Here is a 15187-nt window from a genome sequence, read left to right on the forward strand (position 1 = left end):
AGGGCCCATCATGAGCAATACTATTTTGACGGTTGATAATTTACATGTAGCGTTTAAAACCCAAACCGGTAAACTGACAGCTGTACGAGGTGTAAACTTCGAGTTGAAAAAAGGGGAGACATTAGCGATTGTAGGAGAATCGGGTTCGGGGAAATCCGTAACCGCCAAATCGATTATGCAGTTGTTGCCAACAGCTACTACCGAAGTGACAAAAGGCGACATTGTTTATAATGGTGAAAGTTTGTTGAAGATGTCGAAAAGCCAAATTACCAATTTACGTGGCTCGGAAATTTCGATGGTCTTTCAAGATCCCATGACTTCACTAAACCCAACGATGAAAGTCGGTAAACAAATTATGGAAGGTGTTCAGCGTCATGAGCGACTAACAAAAGCTCGTGCCCGTGAACGTGCGCTGGATATGCTAAAGCTAGTTGGAATTCCGCAAGCGGAAAAACGGCTGGATAATTACCCGCATCAGTTTTCTGGAGGAATGAGGCAGCGTGTGGTCATTGCGCTGGCACTTGCCTGTAATCCGAAAGTATTGATCGCGGATGAACCGACAACTGCGCTCGATGTAACAATTCAAGCACAAATTCTTGAATTGATGAAAGATCTGCAAAAGAAAACGGATACGGCCATTATTTTAATCACACATGACTTGGGTGTAGTCGCCAATATGGCAGATCGCGTAGCTGTTATGTATGGCGGCAAAATCGTTGAGCAAGGGACGGTGGATGAAATTTTCTACAATCCGCAGCATCCGTATACGCTCGGACTGTTGCAATCCATGCCGAAGTTAACTGAAGATCGTGAGCAGCCGTTACTGCCGATTGCCGGGTCGCCACCTAATCTGGCAACGCTTGGAGAAGGCTGTGCGTTTGCGGCAAGGTGCCCGCATACAATGACGGTATGCCATACGTATACACCGCAAGATACGGTATCTGAAACAGGGCATTCTGTGGCTTGCTGGCTTCAGGACTCACGGGTTACCACATCATCTGATCGCTCTGAATTTGTAGAAGCAGGACATTCTTCATCTTAAATGCAAAAAACCAGTAAAGCCGAAGTTGGCCTTACTGGTTTTTTTATATTTTATTTGAACAAGGCGGGAATACCGTTCATTAAGGTGTAAACACCCATCCAAGACATGGCTACCACAATGATGAGTCCAAAAATGGTCATCCATAAAGGATGTTTATAGTCACCAACGATTTTGACTTTATGCGCAGCAATTAGCATAACGCCGAGTGCAATGGGTAAAATCAATCCATTTACAGACCCGACAAGAACTAATATGACTACAGGCTTACCAATAATGACGAAAACAAGTGTAGAAATAAGGATAAAGCTGATGGTTAATGCACGATGATATTTTTCAAGAAGTGGACTGAATGTCCGAATAAATGATACCGAAGTGTAAGCTGCTCCTACAACGGAAGTGACAGCTGCAGCCCACATCACAATTCCAAACATTTTATAGCCGACATTCCCCGCTGCTAACTGGAAAACCGAAGCGGGTGGATTAGACGGATCCAATGAAAGTCCTTGAGAAACAACACCGAGAACTGCTAGAAACAGAATGATGCGCATAAGTGAGGCAATAGCAATGGCGTAAATTGAGCTTCTCGTGACTTCGGGCAATGCTTCTTTACCAGTCAATCCTGCGTCCACTAAACGATGTCCACCGGCGAAAGTGATGTATCCACCAACTGTTCCACCGACCAACGTAACAATCGCAAAGATATCAATCGTATCTGGAATAAATGTTTTCGTAATGGCTTCACCGATCGGCGGTTGTGCAGTGATCATCACATAAACGGTTAACCCGATCATAACAAAGCCGAGGACTTGTGCGAAGCGGTCCATCGCTCGTCCGGCTTCTTTTACGACAAAAATACCGATGGCGAGCACACCACTTAAAATGGCGCCGGTTTTCGGATCGATTCCAAATAACACGTTTGTGCCGAGTCCAGCTCCACCGATGTTCCCAATATTAAAGGCCAGTCCACCCATCACTACTAGTAAAGCCAGAAAATAGCCAAGGCCCGGTAAGACATCATTGGCAATATCTTGAGCGCGTTTTCCAGACACGGCAATGATGCGCCAAATATTCGTTTGTGCACCAATATCAATAATGATGGAAATTAAAATAACAAATCCGAAAGAAGCCAATAAGGTTTCGGTGAAAACGGTTGTTTGTGTTAGAAAGCCAGGTCCAATCGCGGAAGTGGCCATTAAGAAAGCCGCACCAAGCAAAACGCTACGATTCGTATTCTTCATCTTCTTCACATTATTCATCAAAATCCCCCCTTAGTTTGTCTTAAACAAAGTCGCCTATTTTCACAATATGAATGTCCGATTCTTTTAAGGATTTTGAAATCTGAAGGGCAAAAGCAAGTGCGTTGATGCCGTCTCCGTGTATACAAATCGTCTCTGCTTCAAGTGCAACATCGGTCTGTTCAACAGTGGCGACTTTGTTTTCTTTGACCATGCGAACGACTTGATTGATGGCGATTTGTGGATCGGTAATTAAGGCATTGCTCTCAGTTCTTGGTGTTAACGAGCCGTCAATTTGATAAGTTCGGTCTGAAAAGACTTCATTCGCAGTGCGTAAGCCGATTTTTTCTCCAGCTTTAATAATTTCACTGCCCGACAGTCCGAACAGTACCAATTCCGGATCGATTTTATAGACAGCTTCTGCAATCGCTTCAGATAATGACGCGTTTTTAACCGCCATGTTGTAAAGAGCACCGTGCGCTTTGACGTGCTGCAACTGGCCACCTTCAGCTTTTACAAAGCCGGATAAAGCACCGATTTGGTAAACGACCAAATCGTAAGCTTCTTGAGGAGACAGAGCCATGTTGCGACGTCCAAACCCTACTAAGTCTTGAAGCCCGGGATGAGCCCCCATGCCGACGTTTTTCTCAAGCGCCAGTTTAACGGTTTTTCGCATAGTTGAAGGGTCACCAGCATGAAATCCACAAGCGATGTTTGCTGATGTTACGTAATCAAGTATTTCCTCGTCATTGCCCATCTGGTAAGCGCCAAAACTTTCACCCATGTCGCAGTTTAAATCTACTTTAAAAGTCATGTCCATTCCTCCTGTTTTAAATGAATTGCGGCTTTGACTTGCCGAATGTATTGTTCTTGTTCAACCAAGCGCTGTTGCGCATCTAGTAAAGAGATCTCTTTAAAGCGTAGATGTTGCCCTTGTTTCAACTGGCTAATGAGCGGCAAGTCGACAGAGATAATCTGTCCAATTTTTGGATAGCCGCCCGTTGTTTGACGATCTGCAAGCAGGACAATCGGATTGCCGTCGGCGGGAACTTGTACAGAACCAAAAGCCACCGCCTCTGAAATCAATTCGGTGGGATGCTCCAAAGCTAGACCGGCGCCTTCGAGTCGGTAACCCATGCGGTCGGAATCCGAAGAAACGGTAAACACGTCATTAAAAATTCGGTTTTTACTGTCTTCATTGAATAAATCAAATTGCTTTCCTTTGATCATTCGAAGAACGGGTTCTTCAAAATAACGAGCCGGCGGGACTAGCCAGTCGAACTCATTGTCGCTAGTATGCTGGAATGCTAGGGATTGTTGTTGGGTTATGTTTCCTATCGGAATTTCATCCCCTTTTTTTAAGGCACGTCCACAAAATCCACCAATTCCGGCACGCAGATACGTAGATTTGCTGCCCATTATTTCGGGAACATTAATGCCACCAGCTACTGCTAAATAACTCCGCGCGCCAATTATAGGCTTACCAAACGTTAGGGTACTGCCTTTGGTGATCGGATGCATCCGCCACATAGTTACCGGGGCACCATCTAGTTGAGGGCTCAAATCTCCACCGCACAGAGCAATGACCGCATTTTCGGTAAATTCAATAGTTGGTCCCACTAATGTAATTTCAAGGGTCGCTGCTTGTTCCGCGTTACCGACTAATAAATTGGCTAGACGGTGTGCGAAAGGATCCATGACGCCGCTAGCAATCACGCCGTATCTCTGAAATCCGGTCCTACCTAAGTCTTGAACGGAAGTCTGTAACCCACTTTTAAGGATTTTCAGCATCTGGCTTTTCCTCCCATGCATCATAGTCTTCTTTGGAAATTTCTTTGAAAACAATTTGGTCACCTGCACGAAGTAAACTCGGAACATCGTTTTCAGGAAGAAAGAGTCGAATCGGCGTTCTGCCAATCAATTGCCACCCACCAGGAGTTTCAATCGGGTAGACGCCCGTTTGCATGCCGGCAATGCCCACTGTCCGTTCCGGAATGCGGAGACGCGGAGAATCGCGTCTCGGAGCTGCAATTTTTTCAGACATGCCACCGATAAAGGGAAAGCCGGGTGCAAAACCAATCATATGTACTGAATAAGTGCCGGAAGTGTGGATATCAATAACTTCACGTGGAGTCAGTTTGTTATGTCGCGCTACAAATTCAAGATCTGGCCCAAACTCGCCGCCATAACACACGGGAATTTCAATGGTAGTGGTTTTGACTACCAAATCTTCACCTAGATGTGATAGCAGTCTTTCTAGTTCAATTTTCACTTTATCGTAAAGCGCCAAGATGGGATTATAAAAGACCGTTACGGTTACGAACGCAGGAATAAATTCAATCATCCAATCGGGTTTTTGCTTTTCTAGTAAAGTCGATACTCTCCTAACCGCTTGTTCAGTTTGTTTATTGATTTCATGGCCAAACTCGATGACAATTGCTTGGTCGCCGAGTGGCGAAAAAGAAATATTCACCTAGATCTCCTCATTTCCTGATTATTCTTACTCGTTCATTCTAGTATAGGGGAGGTTGGACAGTATTTGAACGCTTTTGGACAGTATTTTACAAATTTGGACAGTATTTCGGCTAAACTCGACAGTATTTGTGCTGATTCGGACAGTATATCCATTAACTGGAATAAGTTCATCTTAAATCATAAATAAACAACAAAAAAGAAGCCGCTCAAATGACCGCGACTTCTTGCTTTTATTCGTCAATATTCACTTTTTGGGTAGCATCGGCACCGTTAAAGAATTCAGCAGAGATTTCGGCGATTGTGCCATCTTCTAGCATTTCTTCGATAACGCGATCGACGTTCTCAGCTAGTTCGTCGTTGTCTTTGTTCATGACGACGCCAACTTCGGAAGGGCTGTACTTTAGATCTGGATGGATGACGATATCCAGCTCTGGAAACGCTGCAATGGCTAAAGTTTGCAAGTAATAATCATTTAAAATGACATCTGTTCGTCCAATGGCTACGTCACGTAAATACGTTTCGTTTGTCGCGTTGTCGTAGACGACTTCTTCAGCGCCATATTCGCGTGCAGTTTCCATGTAGACAGAAGTTGAAGCACCGGCTGCTTTTTTGCCTTCCAAATCTTCTAATGTCTTGATTCCTGATAAATCTTCTGAACGGACGATTGCTGTTCCGTACGAATATTTAATCGGTGTAGAGAAGATGAAATTTTCTGCGCGGTCTTCTGTGATTTCAATATCATTTGAAGCCAGATCGACTTGTCCTGTTTGAACAGACGTTAACATTTCATCAAAACCAAGCTCTGTGAATTCAATGTCCAATTCCAAGCGCTCACCAATTTCACGAACCACCTCTACTTCAAAGCCAGTTAATTCGTCTGACCCTTCTTCGCGGTAGGATGTTGGAAACAAGGTACCTGATGTGGCAACTGTTAAGCTACCTTTGTCTTGGATTTCATCCCATGCGGATGCCTTTTCTTCAGAAGCTGTATCGTCATTATTTCCACAAGCTGCAAGCAGCGATAATACGGCTAAACCAGCAACTACGGATACTTTTTTACCGAAAGATGAGTTTTTCAATTACTATTCCTCCTATAATTTTTTAGCAATTAAAACATAGCATTATTGAAGAGTAGTGGCAATGGTCAGATTTTAAAATTAACAGAGTGTCAATCGCAGTTAAATAATCTAGAATTACACACAACAAATAGTTGGAAAAATCAGTTTAATGAGAGGGGATTATTGACCGACATGACCGGAAGCTTTAATGTAAACGTAGAACATGCTGCGAAAGAACACGTGAAATTCAAAAATTGTAAAGCTCGGTGATAGGAATAAAACCAATTCTATCAACTGGCTTAGCGGACCAGTTCCATTAAGAATGAATCAGCTGTTACTTTTATAAATATCTCGATATTTTGACTAAATTATTTTACGCAAACATAGGAGGGATCTCCATGACCATTTTAAGAACAGTTGACTTGACGAAGAGATTTGGGGATTTTACAGCGCTGGACAAAGTGAATATTCAAGTAGAAAAAGGTGAAGTTTACGGGTTTATCGGACCTAATGGATCAGGTAAGTCTACAACCTTGCGTATTTTGCTTGGTATTTTAAAAGCTACAGAAGGACGAACTGAAATTTTTGGTAAGGATTCGTGGAAAGATGCGGTGGAAATCCACAAGCGTGTCGCTTATGTTCCTGGCGACGTCAATTTATGGCCTAACTTAACAGGAGGAGAAGTTATCGATTTGTTTGTCAAACTGCGCGGAGGTAACAACCTGAATCGCCGACAGGACCTCATCGAAAAATTCGACTTAGATCCAACAAAAAAATGCCGAACATATTCTAAAGGAAATCGGCAGAAAGTCGCGTTGATTGCAGCGCTGTCATCAGATGTAGATTTGTATATACTAGATGAACCGACTTCTGGTCTTGATCCTTTAATGGAGCGAGTTTTCCAGGAATACATTATCGAAGCGAAAACACAGGGGAAGAGCGTTTTATTGTCCAGTCACATCCTATCTGAAGTTGAAAAGCTTTGTGATAAAGTCGCGATTATTCGTGAAGGAAAAATCATTGAAACGGGCTCGTTAAACGAGCTTCGCCATTTAACAGGTTCAGTTTTGCTAGTGGAAACAAAAGAACGAATTCAAGATTTGGCAGGACTTAAAGGCGTGAGTGGCATTGAGCAGAAAGGAAATGCATGGTCTTTCCACGTGGACACGCAAGAAATGGAGCATGTAATTCGGTACGTTAGTCAGTTCGGCGTAATTCGCATCGAAAGTTCACCGCCGACTTTGGAGCAACTATTTATGCGTCATTACGAAGGAGCCAGTAAACCGACAGGAGCAGGGGGCGGATTATAATGAAGCGACATCTTTTTGAAGGGACAGCAACGTTAATCCTTTTTATTCTCCGTCGCGATCGTCTGCGTCTACCTATCTGGTTGACATCGTTCGCTGCTGTCTCAGTCATTGTTTCCCTAGCTTTTGTTGGCTTGTATCAAACGGATGCAGAAAGGCAGGCGATGGCTGAAACGATGCGGAATCCTGCCATGACTGCGATGGTGGGACCAGGGTATGGGTTTAATGATTACACAATCGGAGCTATGACTGCTCATGAAATGCTTTTAATGACCGCGATAGTGGTCGGTTTAATGAACATTTTGCTCGTAATTCGTCACACACGCACAGATGAAGAAGATGGTCGCATCGAAACGATTCGTTCTTTGCCAGTAGGCCGACTATCGAATCTGTTGTCTATTTTACTGGTGTTGATTGGAGTCAATGTAGTATTGGCGCTATTGACTGCTGTTTCGTTAACGATGCTAGGTATAGAAAGTATGGGGTTTGAAGCATCGTTAGTATACGGTTCTGCTTTGGGCGCGAGTGGATTAATATTTGCTGGTGTGGCAGCTGTCTGTGCGCAGCTATCTTCAAACGCTAGAACGACATTGGGATTGTCTTTTGTTGTTTTGTTGCTAGCCTATATCATTCGCGCTATCGGTGACGTGACAAATGAAACCTTGTCTTGGTTGTCGCCACTCAACTGGATTTTGCGAACAGAAGCTTACGTCAATAATTATTGGTGGCCAATAGGGTTAACCGTGACAGTTGCGTTGCTATTGATGGGATTAGCTCTGTACCTCAATTCAATCAGAGATCTCGGATCAGGCTTTTTGGCTTCACGGACAGGAAAAGAAGGAGCTTCAAAATTACTTCTCAGTTCATTTGGGCTTGTTTTTCGGCTTCAGCGAACCGGTTTACTTGTATGGGGACTAGGTTTGCTACTCATCGGCGTTTCTTATGGTTCAATTCTCGGTGATTTAGAATCGTTTTTTAATGAAATTGATATTATGCAACAAATGATTGTTCAGACAACGGGCTCTTCTTTGATAGAGCAATTCATTCCAATACTTATGGCGGTTATGGCGATTATAGGAAGCATTCCGGTATTAATAGCCATTCTGAAATTGAAAACAGAAGAAAAGAACGATCGACTCGAGCATATTTTGAGTCGTGCAGTTTCCAGAAACCACATAATGACTAGTTACCTAGCGATGGCTATTTTAACGGCAGTTGTGATGTTGAGTATCGCGCCTGTTAGTATGGGGCTGGTAGGAAATTTGGTAATGGCAGAAAATCTGTCACTCGCCATGTTTTACAGTTCGGCGATGGTTTATTTTCCAGCAGTTCTTGTTATGGTCGGGGTCGCCTCGCTGTTGCTTGGTTGGGCTTCTAAATGGACGGGTGTGGTGTGGCTGTATTTACTGTTTTCTTTTATCGTCGTTTACATGGGCAGCCTGTTTCGATTTCCAGACTGGGTAGAAAAATTAACACCTTATGGTCATGTGCCTCAACTTCCGATTGAGGAGATGGACTATTTGACTGCAGCCATACTGATTTTGGTCGCCGTTGGTTTCATTGTCATTGGCATGATTGGATTTAATCGGAGGGATATTGGGAAATAACAACGAATTGAAAGCAATAAAAGAAAGGGCTGTCCCAAAAGGTCACGAAAAACGACTTTTAAGTGCAGCCCTTTTTCTCCGTCTTTTTTATTTCAGAGGATTATGAAACAGCCTCTTTTTGCCGTTTTACAGGAGCAAAAACGCCGCAACAGGACCTAGTAAGGCCCCAAGTACAGCACTTAAGGTCATGGCAACAGAGCTCATCGAAGCTTCTTGCTGACCGTATTCAAAGGCTTTTGCTGTGCCCATGCCGTGTGCGGACGTACCGAGTGCGATGCCGCGACCGATTGCCGAATCGATATGCAACCAGTTTAAAAAGAACGGGCCGATAATATAACCGGTAAACCCTGCAACCATAACGAAAACCGCAGCTAGAGAAGGAATACCACCAAGGTCGCTTGCCACTTGCATCGCGACGGGTGTCGTCAATGATTTTGGTAAAACGGTCAAAATCAGTTGTTCTGAAAAATGGAATAGCTGAGTAAACAATATTCCGCTAGTCATGCCAACTGCCACCCCTGCAATAATGCCTGAAAAAATAGGGAGTAAATTACTGAAAAGCAAATCGCGTTGTTTATAAAGAGGAATGGCTAACGCGACAACTGCCGGCCCTAAAAGGGTACCGATCCAGCTGCCACCTATTAAATACGTATCGTAAGGGATGTTGCCGACTACCAATATAACCGATAGGATTGCTGTAGAAGCAAGTACTGGGTTCAATAGCGTTTTTTGATATTTCACATAAACAACATTCGTAAGAAAATAAACAGCAATAGTCAAGGCGGCAAAGAAAACAGCAGTTAGATTAACTTCCATTATGAAGACGGCTCCTTTCGCGCGGCAATATATTGACTGACCCAGCCGGATACCGCGATGGTAAGAAACGTACTAACCATGACAATGGGAATTAGTAAAATTCCTTTTCCAGAAAACAGCTCTCCGTATTCAACGACACCAACAGTAGCAGGAATAAAATAAAGTGGTAAAAAAGCCAATAGAAAATGTGCACCTGAATCAATCCATTTTAGTGGAAAAATTTTAAGCATAAGAACAGCAAACAATAAAAGAAAACCAATAATACTGCCAGGCAGCGGAATGTTGAAGAGGGCTTGAATTGCTTCACCTAATAAATAAAAGCCAGTGATGGCGAAAAGCTGAAGAAAGATGTAGATGATTTTCAAAGAGAACGCCGCCTTCCGGTTAGTAATAAAAAACCCCTGTTCTTTCCATATTAAGTTATTTTACAGCATTTCATTTGAAAAGCGAGAGTAGAGGCTGTGTTTGTCTAATCAGATCAGAAATAACGATGCGAGAATCCAAGCTGTATTTTTTGTGGATAGTGTTAAAGTCATTTACCTTTTTTTATTGCGTTACGGTGCGCGTGTATCCACATCGAGAAATATGATTTTTGATTATTTATACACTTAACAGTATAGATACTATATTGGGAGAATAACCCGAAAATGAAAATTGACTAAATAGACGGAATTTAAAAACAACTTCCGTTGAAAAGCTTGCATTTTGGACTCAATGTTGTATTATTATTTTATGCAATATATCGTATACGTTTTAAAAAGAAGAAACGTGTTATATTGAAATTGTAAATACTAAAGACGAAACCATGGTTTTAATCTACAGGAGGAAATAGTAATGGACAGTAAGTTATCGTTTAAGTCTTATGCAGTAGTGGGGATGATGTTGTTTGCGCTGTTCTTCGGAGCAGGAAACTTAATTTTTCCGGCGCAGCTGGGACAATATGCAGGAACAAACGTATGGATTGCAATCTTCGGATTTTTGATTACTGGTGTCGGCTTGCCGTTACTTGGAATATTGGCAATTGGCTATTCGAAAAGCAATGATTTGCAGGATTTATCAAGCCGTGTGCATCCCGTTTATGGACTGATTTTCACGGCAATGCTGTATTTAACAATTGGACCTTTCTTCGCGTTACCAAGAACGGGTGCAGTTTCGTATGAAGTTGGAGTGGCTCCGTTTATTGGAGCAGGAAACGCAACGATCGGTTTGCTTATCTTCTCATTGATCTTTTTTGGCGTTTCACTTGTTGTGTCATTAAACCCAACAAAAATAGTTGATAGTATCGGAAAAGTTTTGTCACCAGCTATTTTGCTGACATTGGGCGTTTTGTTGGTCGCCGCTTTTGTGAAACCAATGGGCAACCAAGAAGCACCACAGCCGGTTTATAAAAGCGACGCTTTCTTTACTGGATTTACAGAAGGCTATAACACGATGGACGCACTTGCTTCTCTCGTGTTCGGAATTATTGTCATCTCGGCTGTTCGCAAAATGGGCGTGAATTCGCCTAAAGGCGTATTGATGGCTACCTTGAAAAGTGGCGTGGTTGCATCAGCTTTATTGGCAATTGTCTATACAGGAATTGCTTATTTAGGATCAACGAGTACAGCTACTTTAGGTCTTATGGAAACAGGGGGACCCGTACTCAGTGGGGCTTCTGATTATTATTTCGGAACTTTTGGTGCCATGTTGCTTGCTGTCATCATCATCCTAGCTTGTTTAACAACAGCGATTGGCTTGACAGTGGCAAACGCTGAATTTTTCCACAAATTAACGCCGAAAATCGGTTACAAGACGTATGTTGTGATTTTCTCTGTCTTTTCATTGGTCGTGACCAATGCGGGACTTGCGAACATCATTACCTATTCAATTCCTGTGTTAATGTTCTTGTATCCATTAGCGATTGTCTTGATCATCCTGGCGTTCTTGTCGCCGTTGTTCAGACATGCGCAACTGGTTTATGTATCGACAATCATTGTTACATTATTTATTAGCGTCATTGATGGATTGAAAACCTTAACTTCTTCAATCGGAGTCGACAATCCAGCATGGTTGCAGTCGATTATCGATTTTTACGCAGCTACGTTGCCATTATACAGTAACGGTCTTGGTTGGCTTTTGCCTGCGCTAATCATTATCGCGATCACAACGGTTATTGCTCGGACCAAAAAAACTGTAAAAGTTCAATCGGCTCAGCATAACGCATAATTTTAAGCAATAATGGCGGGTCTGGTAAACCAGGTTTGCTTCTAAAATAAAAGCTGCATCAAAAGCGTCTATGCTTTTGATGCAGCTTTTTCTAATTAGTTTACAGAAGTTTTTCAGTCGACAACTCATCAATCGTACGAATCCAATTGGATTTCATAAGTTGTGTCACTTTAGTTGGATTTTTTTCTTTTAAGGTCTGGATAATTTCGACGTGCTCATCGTATGAGCTCTTAGTTAACATCAATGAATGATGAAAAAATTGTCGTCTTACATGAGACTGGAGACTGCTGAGGATTGAGTGGATATAAGGATTATCTGCAGCATCGACAATAATTTGATGAAACTCTTGATCAATTTTTAAAGCTGAAAAACCATTTTGGCTTTCAATGGCTTCAATAAATCGTTGGTTAGTTTCTTCGAGCAAACGAAAGACATGCTCGTCAAGATTAGGAATAGCAAGTTCTGCTGACAAGGCTTGCAAAACAGCGAGAGGTGGCAACAAGTCTTTGAGGTCCCCTTTTTTAATAGTAGTGACGCGTGTAGCTTTTCCTGGAAACATTTCTACAAACCCTTGAACTTCCAACAGCTGCAGCGCTTCGCGTATTGGAGTTCTACTTAAACTCAATGCTTGCGCCAATTCTGTATCGATTAATTTTTCTTCAGGCTGTAGCGTACCATCAATAATCCATTGCTGTAATTGAAGATAAGCACTTTCTTTAGCTGACACGCGGACTGGCTTAGCGTGATTAACTGGAATAGGCATTACAAGCTCCCCTTTTTACTGCGTAATAGATTCTATTATACAGTAATTGGCACCATCAACAAAATATTTCATGCAATATATCGGTAGATAGCATTAAAAAATCTCGCTATAGCCGTTTGTTAGCTTCTAAATGGGGAATATGAAAATTAACAACAAGTCTATTACTGACGAGGAGGAATAAAGATGTTGTCATTTGTACCAAGCAAAGACATAGAAACAATCGCTATTGAATTCGAAGGAGCAGCCACATACCAGGATGCGATGAAAATTGATAAAATCATTCAAGAAAAATATGCGGATAAAGGAAAATTCAATATTTATGCCATTATAAGCGAAAGACAAGGCGCATCTTTTGAAGGACTAGAAGAAAGCATGAAAGTAAACATGGATGCATGGAATCATTTTCATAAATTTGCTGTAATCAGTTCCAGCCACATAAAAGAAAAGTCAGCAGAAATAGAAAAATTATTACCGAAACTCGAAGTGAAATATTTTACATTAGATGAAATGAACAATGCTTGGGACTGGATTCAGGAATAGAAAAAGCGTTTTGCATGACAGATGCAAAACGCTTTTTGTAGTCTGAATCTGCTTTATGACTCTTCTATGCTAATTAAATCGGCTTTGACAATGTGGAATACGCTTAAGACAATCGTTTTCCCTTCGATATTTTCAACAGAAAAAAGACTCACCGAAACCCCTGGAAAGTGGTCTTCAAGAGGTCCTTCAACGCGGATGTTCTCCAGGTATTCCCCATTAGTTAATAGAATATTGTAAACATAAAACTTCTGCTTCATGGCAATTCCTCCTACTGAGTGTGTTGGAAAATTCACATGGCGAGGGTGGGAATCCGGTCAGCTATCGTATACACTAATTATAAAGCAAAACAGTGGTTGACAGATAGGATGAGAGATTATGAATTCGGAAATTTCAGTTAAAATAAACGATAAATTTAAGACAGGTTACGCTAACGGTTATCCTTTAGTGACGAAAGAAGCTTTAGAAAATGCAGAATTTCTCCAAACTGAAGGAAGTATTTTGAAACTTGTTGATAAACAAGGACGTTTTTTAGCAAAAGGCTATTACGGCTTGCAAAATAAGGGGTATGGCTGGGTGCTGACCAATGATGAAAATGAAACTGTCGATCAAGCATTTATTGAACGTAAGTTGACGACTGCGATTTCTCGTAGACAAGCTTTTTTTAATAACTCAGAGACGACCGCTTTTCGCGTTTTCAACGGTGAAGGTGATGGTTTCGGAGGGTTGATCATTGATTATTATGACGGCTTTTATTTGCTTAGCTGGTATAGTGAAGGGGTTTATACGTTTAAAGATCAAGTCATTGCCGCACTTCAAAATGTGACGGAATGCAAAGGCATTTACCAGAAAAAACGATTCGATACAAAAGGTCAGTATATCGAGGAAGATGATTTTGTTGCGGGCGAACGCGGTGAATTTCCGTTAGTCGTCAAAGAAAATGGTGTGAACTTTGCAGTTTACTTAAACGACGGAGCGATGACAGGAATTTTCTTAGACCAGCGTGATGTACGAAATGTGATCAAGCAAAAATACGCCAAAGGCAAAACAGTACTCAATACGTTTTCCTACACTGGTGCATTTTCAGTAGCAGCCGCACTTGGCGGGGCACGGAAAACGACGAGTGTCGATTTGGCGAAGAGAAGTTCTAGTAAAACGATTGAGCAATTCAGTGTGAATGGCATTGATTTTGAAAATCAGGATATTTTGGTTATGGACGTCTTTAATTATTTTAAATACGCTAAGCGAAAAGAATTAAGGTTTGATGTCGTGATTTTAGATCCACCAAGCTTTGCGCGTTCAAAAAAATACACGTTTAGTACGTCTAAGGATTATACGAACTTGATGAAAGAGGCAATCGCCATTACAGAAAAAAACGGCGTTATCGTTGCTTCGACCAATAGTGCTTCTTTTGGCATGAAGAAATTTAAAGGATTTATCGACAAAGCCTTTAAGGAACTTGGTGGGAAATACAGCATTGTTGAGGAATTCACATTACCTAGCGATTTCCGCGTGCACAAAGAATTTAAAGAAGGCAATTACTTGAAAGTTCTTTTTGTGAAACTAGGATAACGTAAAAAGGTTTCTTTATTCTAGCCTAGTTAACTAAGGAACGACTTATGGTTTGTGTCGAAATTTTGCGTACTTTTGTAGAAAGTTCCCGCGTTCTCCCGCTAATCCCTGTACAGCGTTCCCCTTTCGCTTTTATAATGAAAGCAGAATGCGAGGGATAGTTCATGTTTAAAAATGCGTTAAGCACATTTCGTTTTATGGGCGTAGTTGAAGGCGGTTCACTGCTAATCTTGCTGTTTATTGCGATGCCGTTAAAATATTTTTTTGATTTTCCAGAAGCGGTTAGCGTGATTGGACCGATTCACGGGGCTTTGTTCAGTATGTATATTTTAATTACCATTTATATGACGTTTGTTTTTAAATGGCCGTTCCGTTTTTCTGTAGGTGCCGTTGTTTCAGCATTCGTTCCGTTTGGTAATTTCATTTTAGATAAACGTCTTGAAAATTGGCAACAGCTGAAAACTTCAGCTGCCTAAACACCGATTTTATAAATGGAAACACCTGTGGAATTTTTCTGCAGGTGTTTTTAGTGTATGTAGAACAGCTATAAATTTAATGTAATAAACTAGA

At 41.7% G+C, this 15187-nt stretch carries 16 protein-coding genes; 7 read left to right on the forward strand and 9 right to left on the reverse strand.

Annotation, left to right across the window (positions count from 1 at the left end; genetic code table 11):
- Positions 1 to 10 precede the first annotated feature (10 nt).
- Positions 11 to 1042 carry an ABC transporter ATP-binding protein gene (locus AJGP001_RS01290; protein WP_071154114.1) on the forward strand — a complete coding sequence of 344 codons (1032 nt, stop codon included), beginning with the start codon at positions 11 to 13 and terminating at the stop codon, positions 1040 to 1042.
- Positions 1043 to 1092: 50 nt separating this feature from the next.
- Here the strand turns inward: AJGP001_RS01290 and AJGP001_RS01295 are convergent, their stop codons facing one another.
- The 5 genes from AJGP001_RS01295 to AJGP001_RS01315 all read right to left on the reverse strand — a co-directional run bounded on the left by AJGP001_RS01295 (position 1093) and on the right by AJGP001_RS01315 (position 5831).
- Entirely contained in the window at positions 1093 to 2298 is a 1206-nt protein-coding gene (locus AJGP001_RS01295; protein WP_058386636.1) for an NRAMP family divalent metal transporter, read from the reverse strand.
- 22 nt (positions 2299 to 2320) lie between these two features.
- Positions 2321 to 3091: a LamB/YcsF family protein gene (locus tag AJGP001_RS01300; RefSeq protein ID WP_071154115.1), complete on the reverse strand. Its 771-nt coding sequence runs from the start codon at positions 3089 to 3091 to the stop codon at positions 2321 to 2323.
- Positions 3088 to 4068, reverse strand: a complete 981-nt coding sequence (locus AJGP001_RS01305) for a 5-oxoprolinase subunit C family protein (protein ID WP_078080061.1) — start codon at positions 4066 to 4068, stop codon at positions 3088 to 3090. Before AJGP001_RS01305 ends, AJGP001_RS01300 begins: the two co-directional genes overlap by 4 nt.
- The gene (gene pxpB / locus AJGP001_RS01310; protein WP_071154116.1) at positions 4052 to 4750 is read right to left on the reverse strand and encodes a 5-oxoprolinase subunit PxpB; all 699 of its coding nucleotides are present in this window, start codon (positions 4748 to 4750) and stop codon (positions 4052 to 4054) included. The genes AJGP001_RS01305 and pxpB overlap by 17 nt, the downstream gene beginning before the upstream one ends.
- 232 nt (positions 4751 to 4982) lie before the next feature.
- Complete coding sequence (locus tag AJGP001_RS01315; RefSeq protein WP_071154117.1) at positions 4983 to 5831, reverse strand: transporter substrate-binding domain-containing protein; 849 nt, start codon at positions 5829 to 5831, stop codon at positions 4983 to 4985.
- Between the two features lie 377 nt (positions 5832 to 6208).
- Between AJGP001_RS01315 and AJGP001_RS01320 the strand changes: the two genes are divergently transcribed.
- Both AJGP001_RS01320 and AJGP001_RS01325 read left to right on the forward strand, forming a co-directional pair.
- Positions 6209 to 7120, forward strand: a complete 912-nt coding sequence (locus tag AJGP001_RS01320; protein ID WP_058386631.1) for an ABC transporter ATP-binding protein — start codon at positions 6209 to 6211, stop codon at positions 7118 to 7120.
- Positions 7120 to 8724: an ABC transporter permease gene (locus tag AJGP001_RS01325; protein ID WP_078080062.1), complete on the forward strand. Its 1605-nt coding sequence runs from the start codon at positions 7120 to 7122 to the stop codon at positions 8722 to 8724. Before AJGP001_RS01320 ends, AJGP001_RS01325 begins: the two co-directional genes overlap by 1 nt.
- A gap of 126 nt (positions 8725 to 8850) precedes the next feature.
- On the opposite strand, the gene AJGP001_RS01330 is transcribed toward AJGP001_RS01325, so the two are convergent.
- Together AJGP001_RS01330 and AJGP001_RS01335 are read right to left on the reverse strand one after the other, a co-directional pair.
- The gene (locus AJGP001_RS01330; protein ID WP_071154118.1) at positions 8851 to 9540 is read right to left on the reverse strand and encodes an LrgB family protein; all 690 of its coding nucleotides are present in this window, start codon (positions 9538 to 9540) and stop codon (positions 8851 to 8853) included.
- On the reverse strand, positions 9540 to 9905 hold the full coding sequence (locus AJGP001_RS01335; RefSeq protein ID WP_071154119.1) for a CidA/LrgA family protein: 366 nt from the start codon (positions 9903 to 9905) through the stop codon (positions 9540 to 9542). Before AJGP001_RS01335 ends, AJGP001_RS01330 begins: the two co-directional genes overlap by 1 nt.
- 469 nt (positions 9906 to 10374) lie before the next feature.
- On the opposite strand from AJGP001_RS01335, the gene brnQ reads away from it, so the two are divergent.
- A complete protein-coding gene (gene brnQ / locus AJGP001_RS01340; RefSeq protein WP_078080064.1) occupies positions 10375 to 11745 on the forward strand; it encodes a branched-chain amino acid transport system II carrier protein in 1371 nt (456 codons plus the stop codon).
- Positions 11746 to 11845: 100 nt separating this feature from the next.
- Here brnQ and AJGP001_RS01345 read toward each other — a convergent pair whose 3' ends face one another.
- The gene (locus tag AJGP001_RS01345) at positions 11846 to 12508 is read right to left on the reverse strand and encodes a GntR family transcriptional regulator (RefSeq protein ID WP_058386626.1); all 663 of its coding nucleotides are present in this window, start codon (positions 12506 to 12508) and stop codon (positions 11846 to 11848) included.
- A 183-nt stretch (positions 12509 to 12691) separates the two neighbouring features.
- Here AJGP001_RS01345 and AJGP001_RS01350 point away from each other — a divergent pair, with 183 nt between their 5' ends.
- Positions 12692 to 13048: a SpoIIAA family protein gene (locus AJGP001_RS01350; protein ID WP_058386625.1), complete on the forward strand. Its 357-nt coding sequence runs from the start codon at positions 12692 to 12694 to the stop codon at positions 13046 to 13048.
- Positions 13049 to 13101: 53 nt separating this feature from the next.
- Here AJGP001_RS01350 and AJGP001_RS01355 read toward each other — a convergent pair whose 3' ends face one another.
- A complete protein-coding gene (locus AJGP001_RS01355) occupies positions 13102 to 13305 on the reverse strand; it encodes a hypothetical protein (protein ID WP_058386624.1) in 204 nt (67 codons plus the stop codon).
- A 118-nt stretch (positions 13306 to 13423) separates the two neighbouring features.
- Here AJGP001_RS01355 and AJGP001_RS01360 point away from each other — a divergent pair, with 118 nt between their 5' ends.
- A complete protein-coding gene (locus AJGP001_RS01360) occupies positions 13424 to 14617 on the forward strand; it encodes a class I SAM-dependent rRNA methyltransferase (RefSeq protein ID WP_078080065.1) in 1194 nt (397 codons plus the stop codon).
- 164 nt (positions 14618 to 14781) lie between these two features.
- A complete protein-coding gene (locus tag AJGP001_RS01365; protein WP_078080066.1) occupies positions 14782 to 15093 on the forward strand; it encodes a DUF3817 domain-containing protein in 312 nt (103 codons plus the stop codon).
- The last annotated feature ends 94 nt before the right edge of the window (positions 15094 to 15187 follow it).

Origin of the sequence: Planococcus faecalis, from assembly GCF_002009235.1 — a bacterium.
In the GTDB taxonomy this organism is placed as follows: Bacteria; Bacillota; Bacilli; order Bacillales_A; family Planococcaceae; genus Planococcus; species Planococcus kocurii.

Excerpts from the sequence above, each read along its gene's own strand:
- AJGP001_RS01290 (WP_071154114.1), top strand. The coding sequence starts at position 11 with ATGAGCAATACTATTTTGACGGTTGATAATTTACATGTAGCGTTTAAA.
- AJGP001_RS01295 (WP_058386636.1), bottom strand. The coding sequence starts at position 2,298 with ATGAATAATGTGAAGAAGATGAAGAATACGAATCGTAGCGTTTTGCTT.
- AJGP001_RS01300 (WP_071154115.1), bottom strand. The coding sequence starts at position 3,091 with ATGACTTTTAAAGTAGATTTAAACTGCGACATGGGTGAAAGTTTTGGC.
- AJGP001_RS01305 (WP_078080061.1), bottom strand. The coding sequence starts at position 4,068 with ATGCTGAAAATCCTTAAAAGTGGGTTACAGACTTCCGTTCAAGACTTA.
- AJGP001_RS01320 (WP_058386631.1), top strand. The coding sequence starts at position 6,209 with ATGACCATTTTAAGAACAGTTGACTTGACGAAGAGATTTGGGGATTTT.
- AJGP001_RS01325 (WP_078080062.1), top strand. The coding sequence starts at position 7,120 with ATGAAGCGACATCTTTTTGAAGGGACAGCAACGTTAATCCTTTTTATT.
- AJGP001_RS01330 (WP_071154118.1), bottom strand. The coding sequence starts at position 9,540 with ATGGAAGTTAATCTAACTGCTGTTTTCTTTGCCGCCTTGACTATTGCT.
- brnQ (WP_078080064.1), top strand. The coding sequence starts at position 10,375 with ATGGACAGTAAGTTATCGTTTAAGTCTTATGCAGTAGTGGGGATGATG.
- AJGP001_RS01345 (WP_058386626.1), bottom strand. The coding sequence starts at position 12,508 with ATGCCTATTCCAGTTAATCACGCTAAGCCAGTCCGCGTGTCAGCTAAA.
- AJGP001_RS01350 (WP_058386625.1), top strand. The coding sequence starts at position 12,692 with ATGTTGTCATTTGTACCAAGCAAAGACATAGAAACAATCGCTATTGAA.
- AJGP001_RS01355 (WP_058386624.1), bottom strand. The coding sequence starts at position 13,305 with ATGAAGCAGAAGTTTTATGTTTACAATATTCTATTAACTAATGGGGAA.
- AJGP001_RS01360 (WP_078080065.1), top strand. The coding sequence starts at position 13,424 with ATGAATTCGGAAATTTCAGTTAAAATAAACGATAAATTTAAGACAGGT.
- AJGP001_RS01365 (WP_078080066.1), top strand. The coding sequence starts at position 14,782 with ATGTTTAAAAATGCGTTAAGCACATTTCGTTTTATGGGCGTAGTTGAA.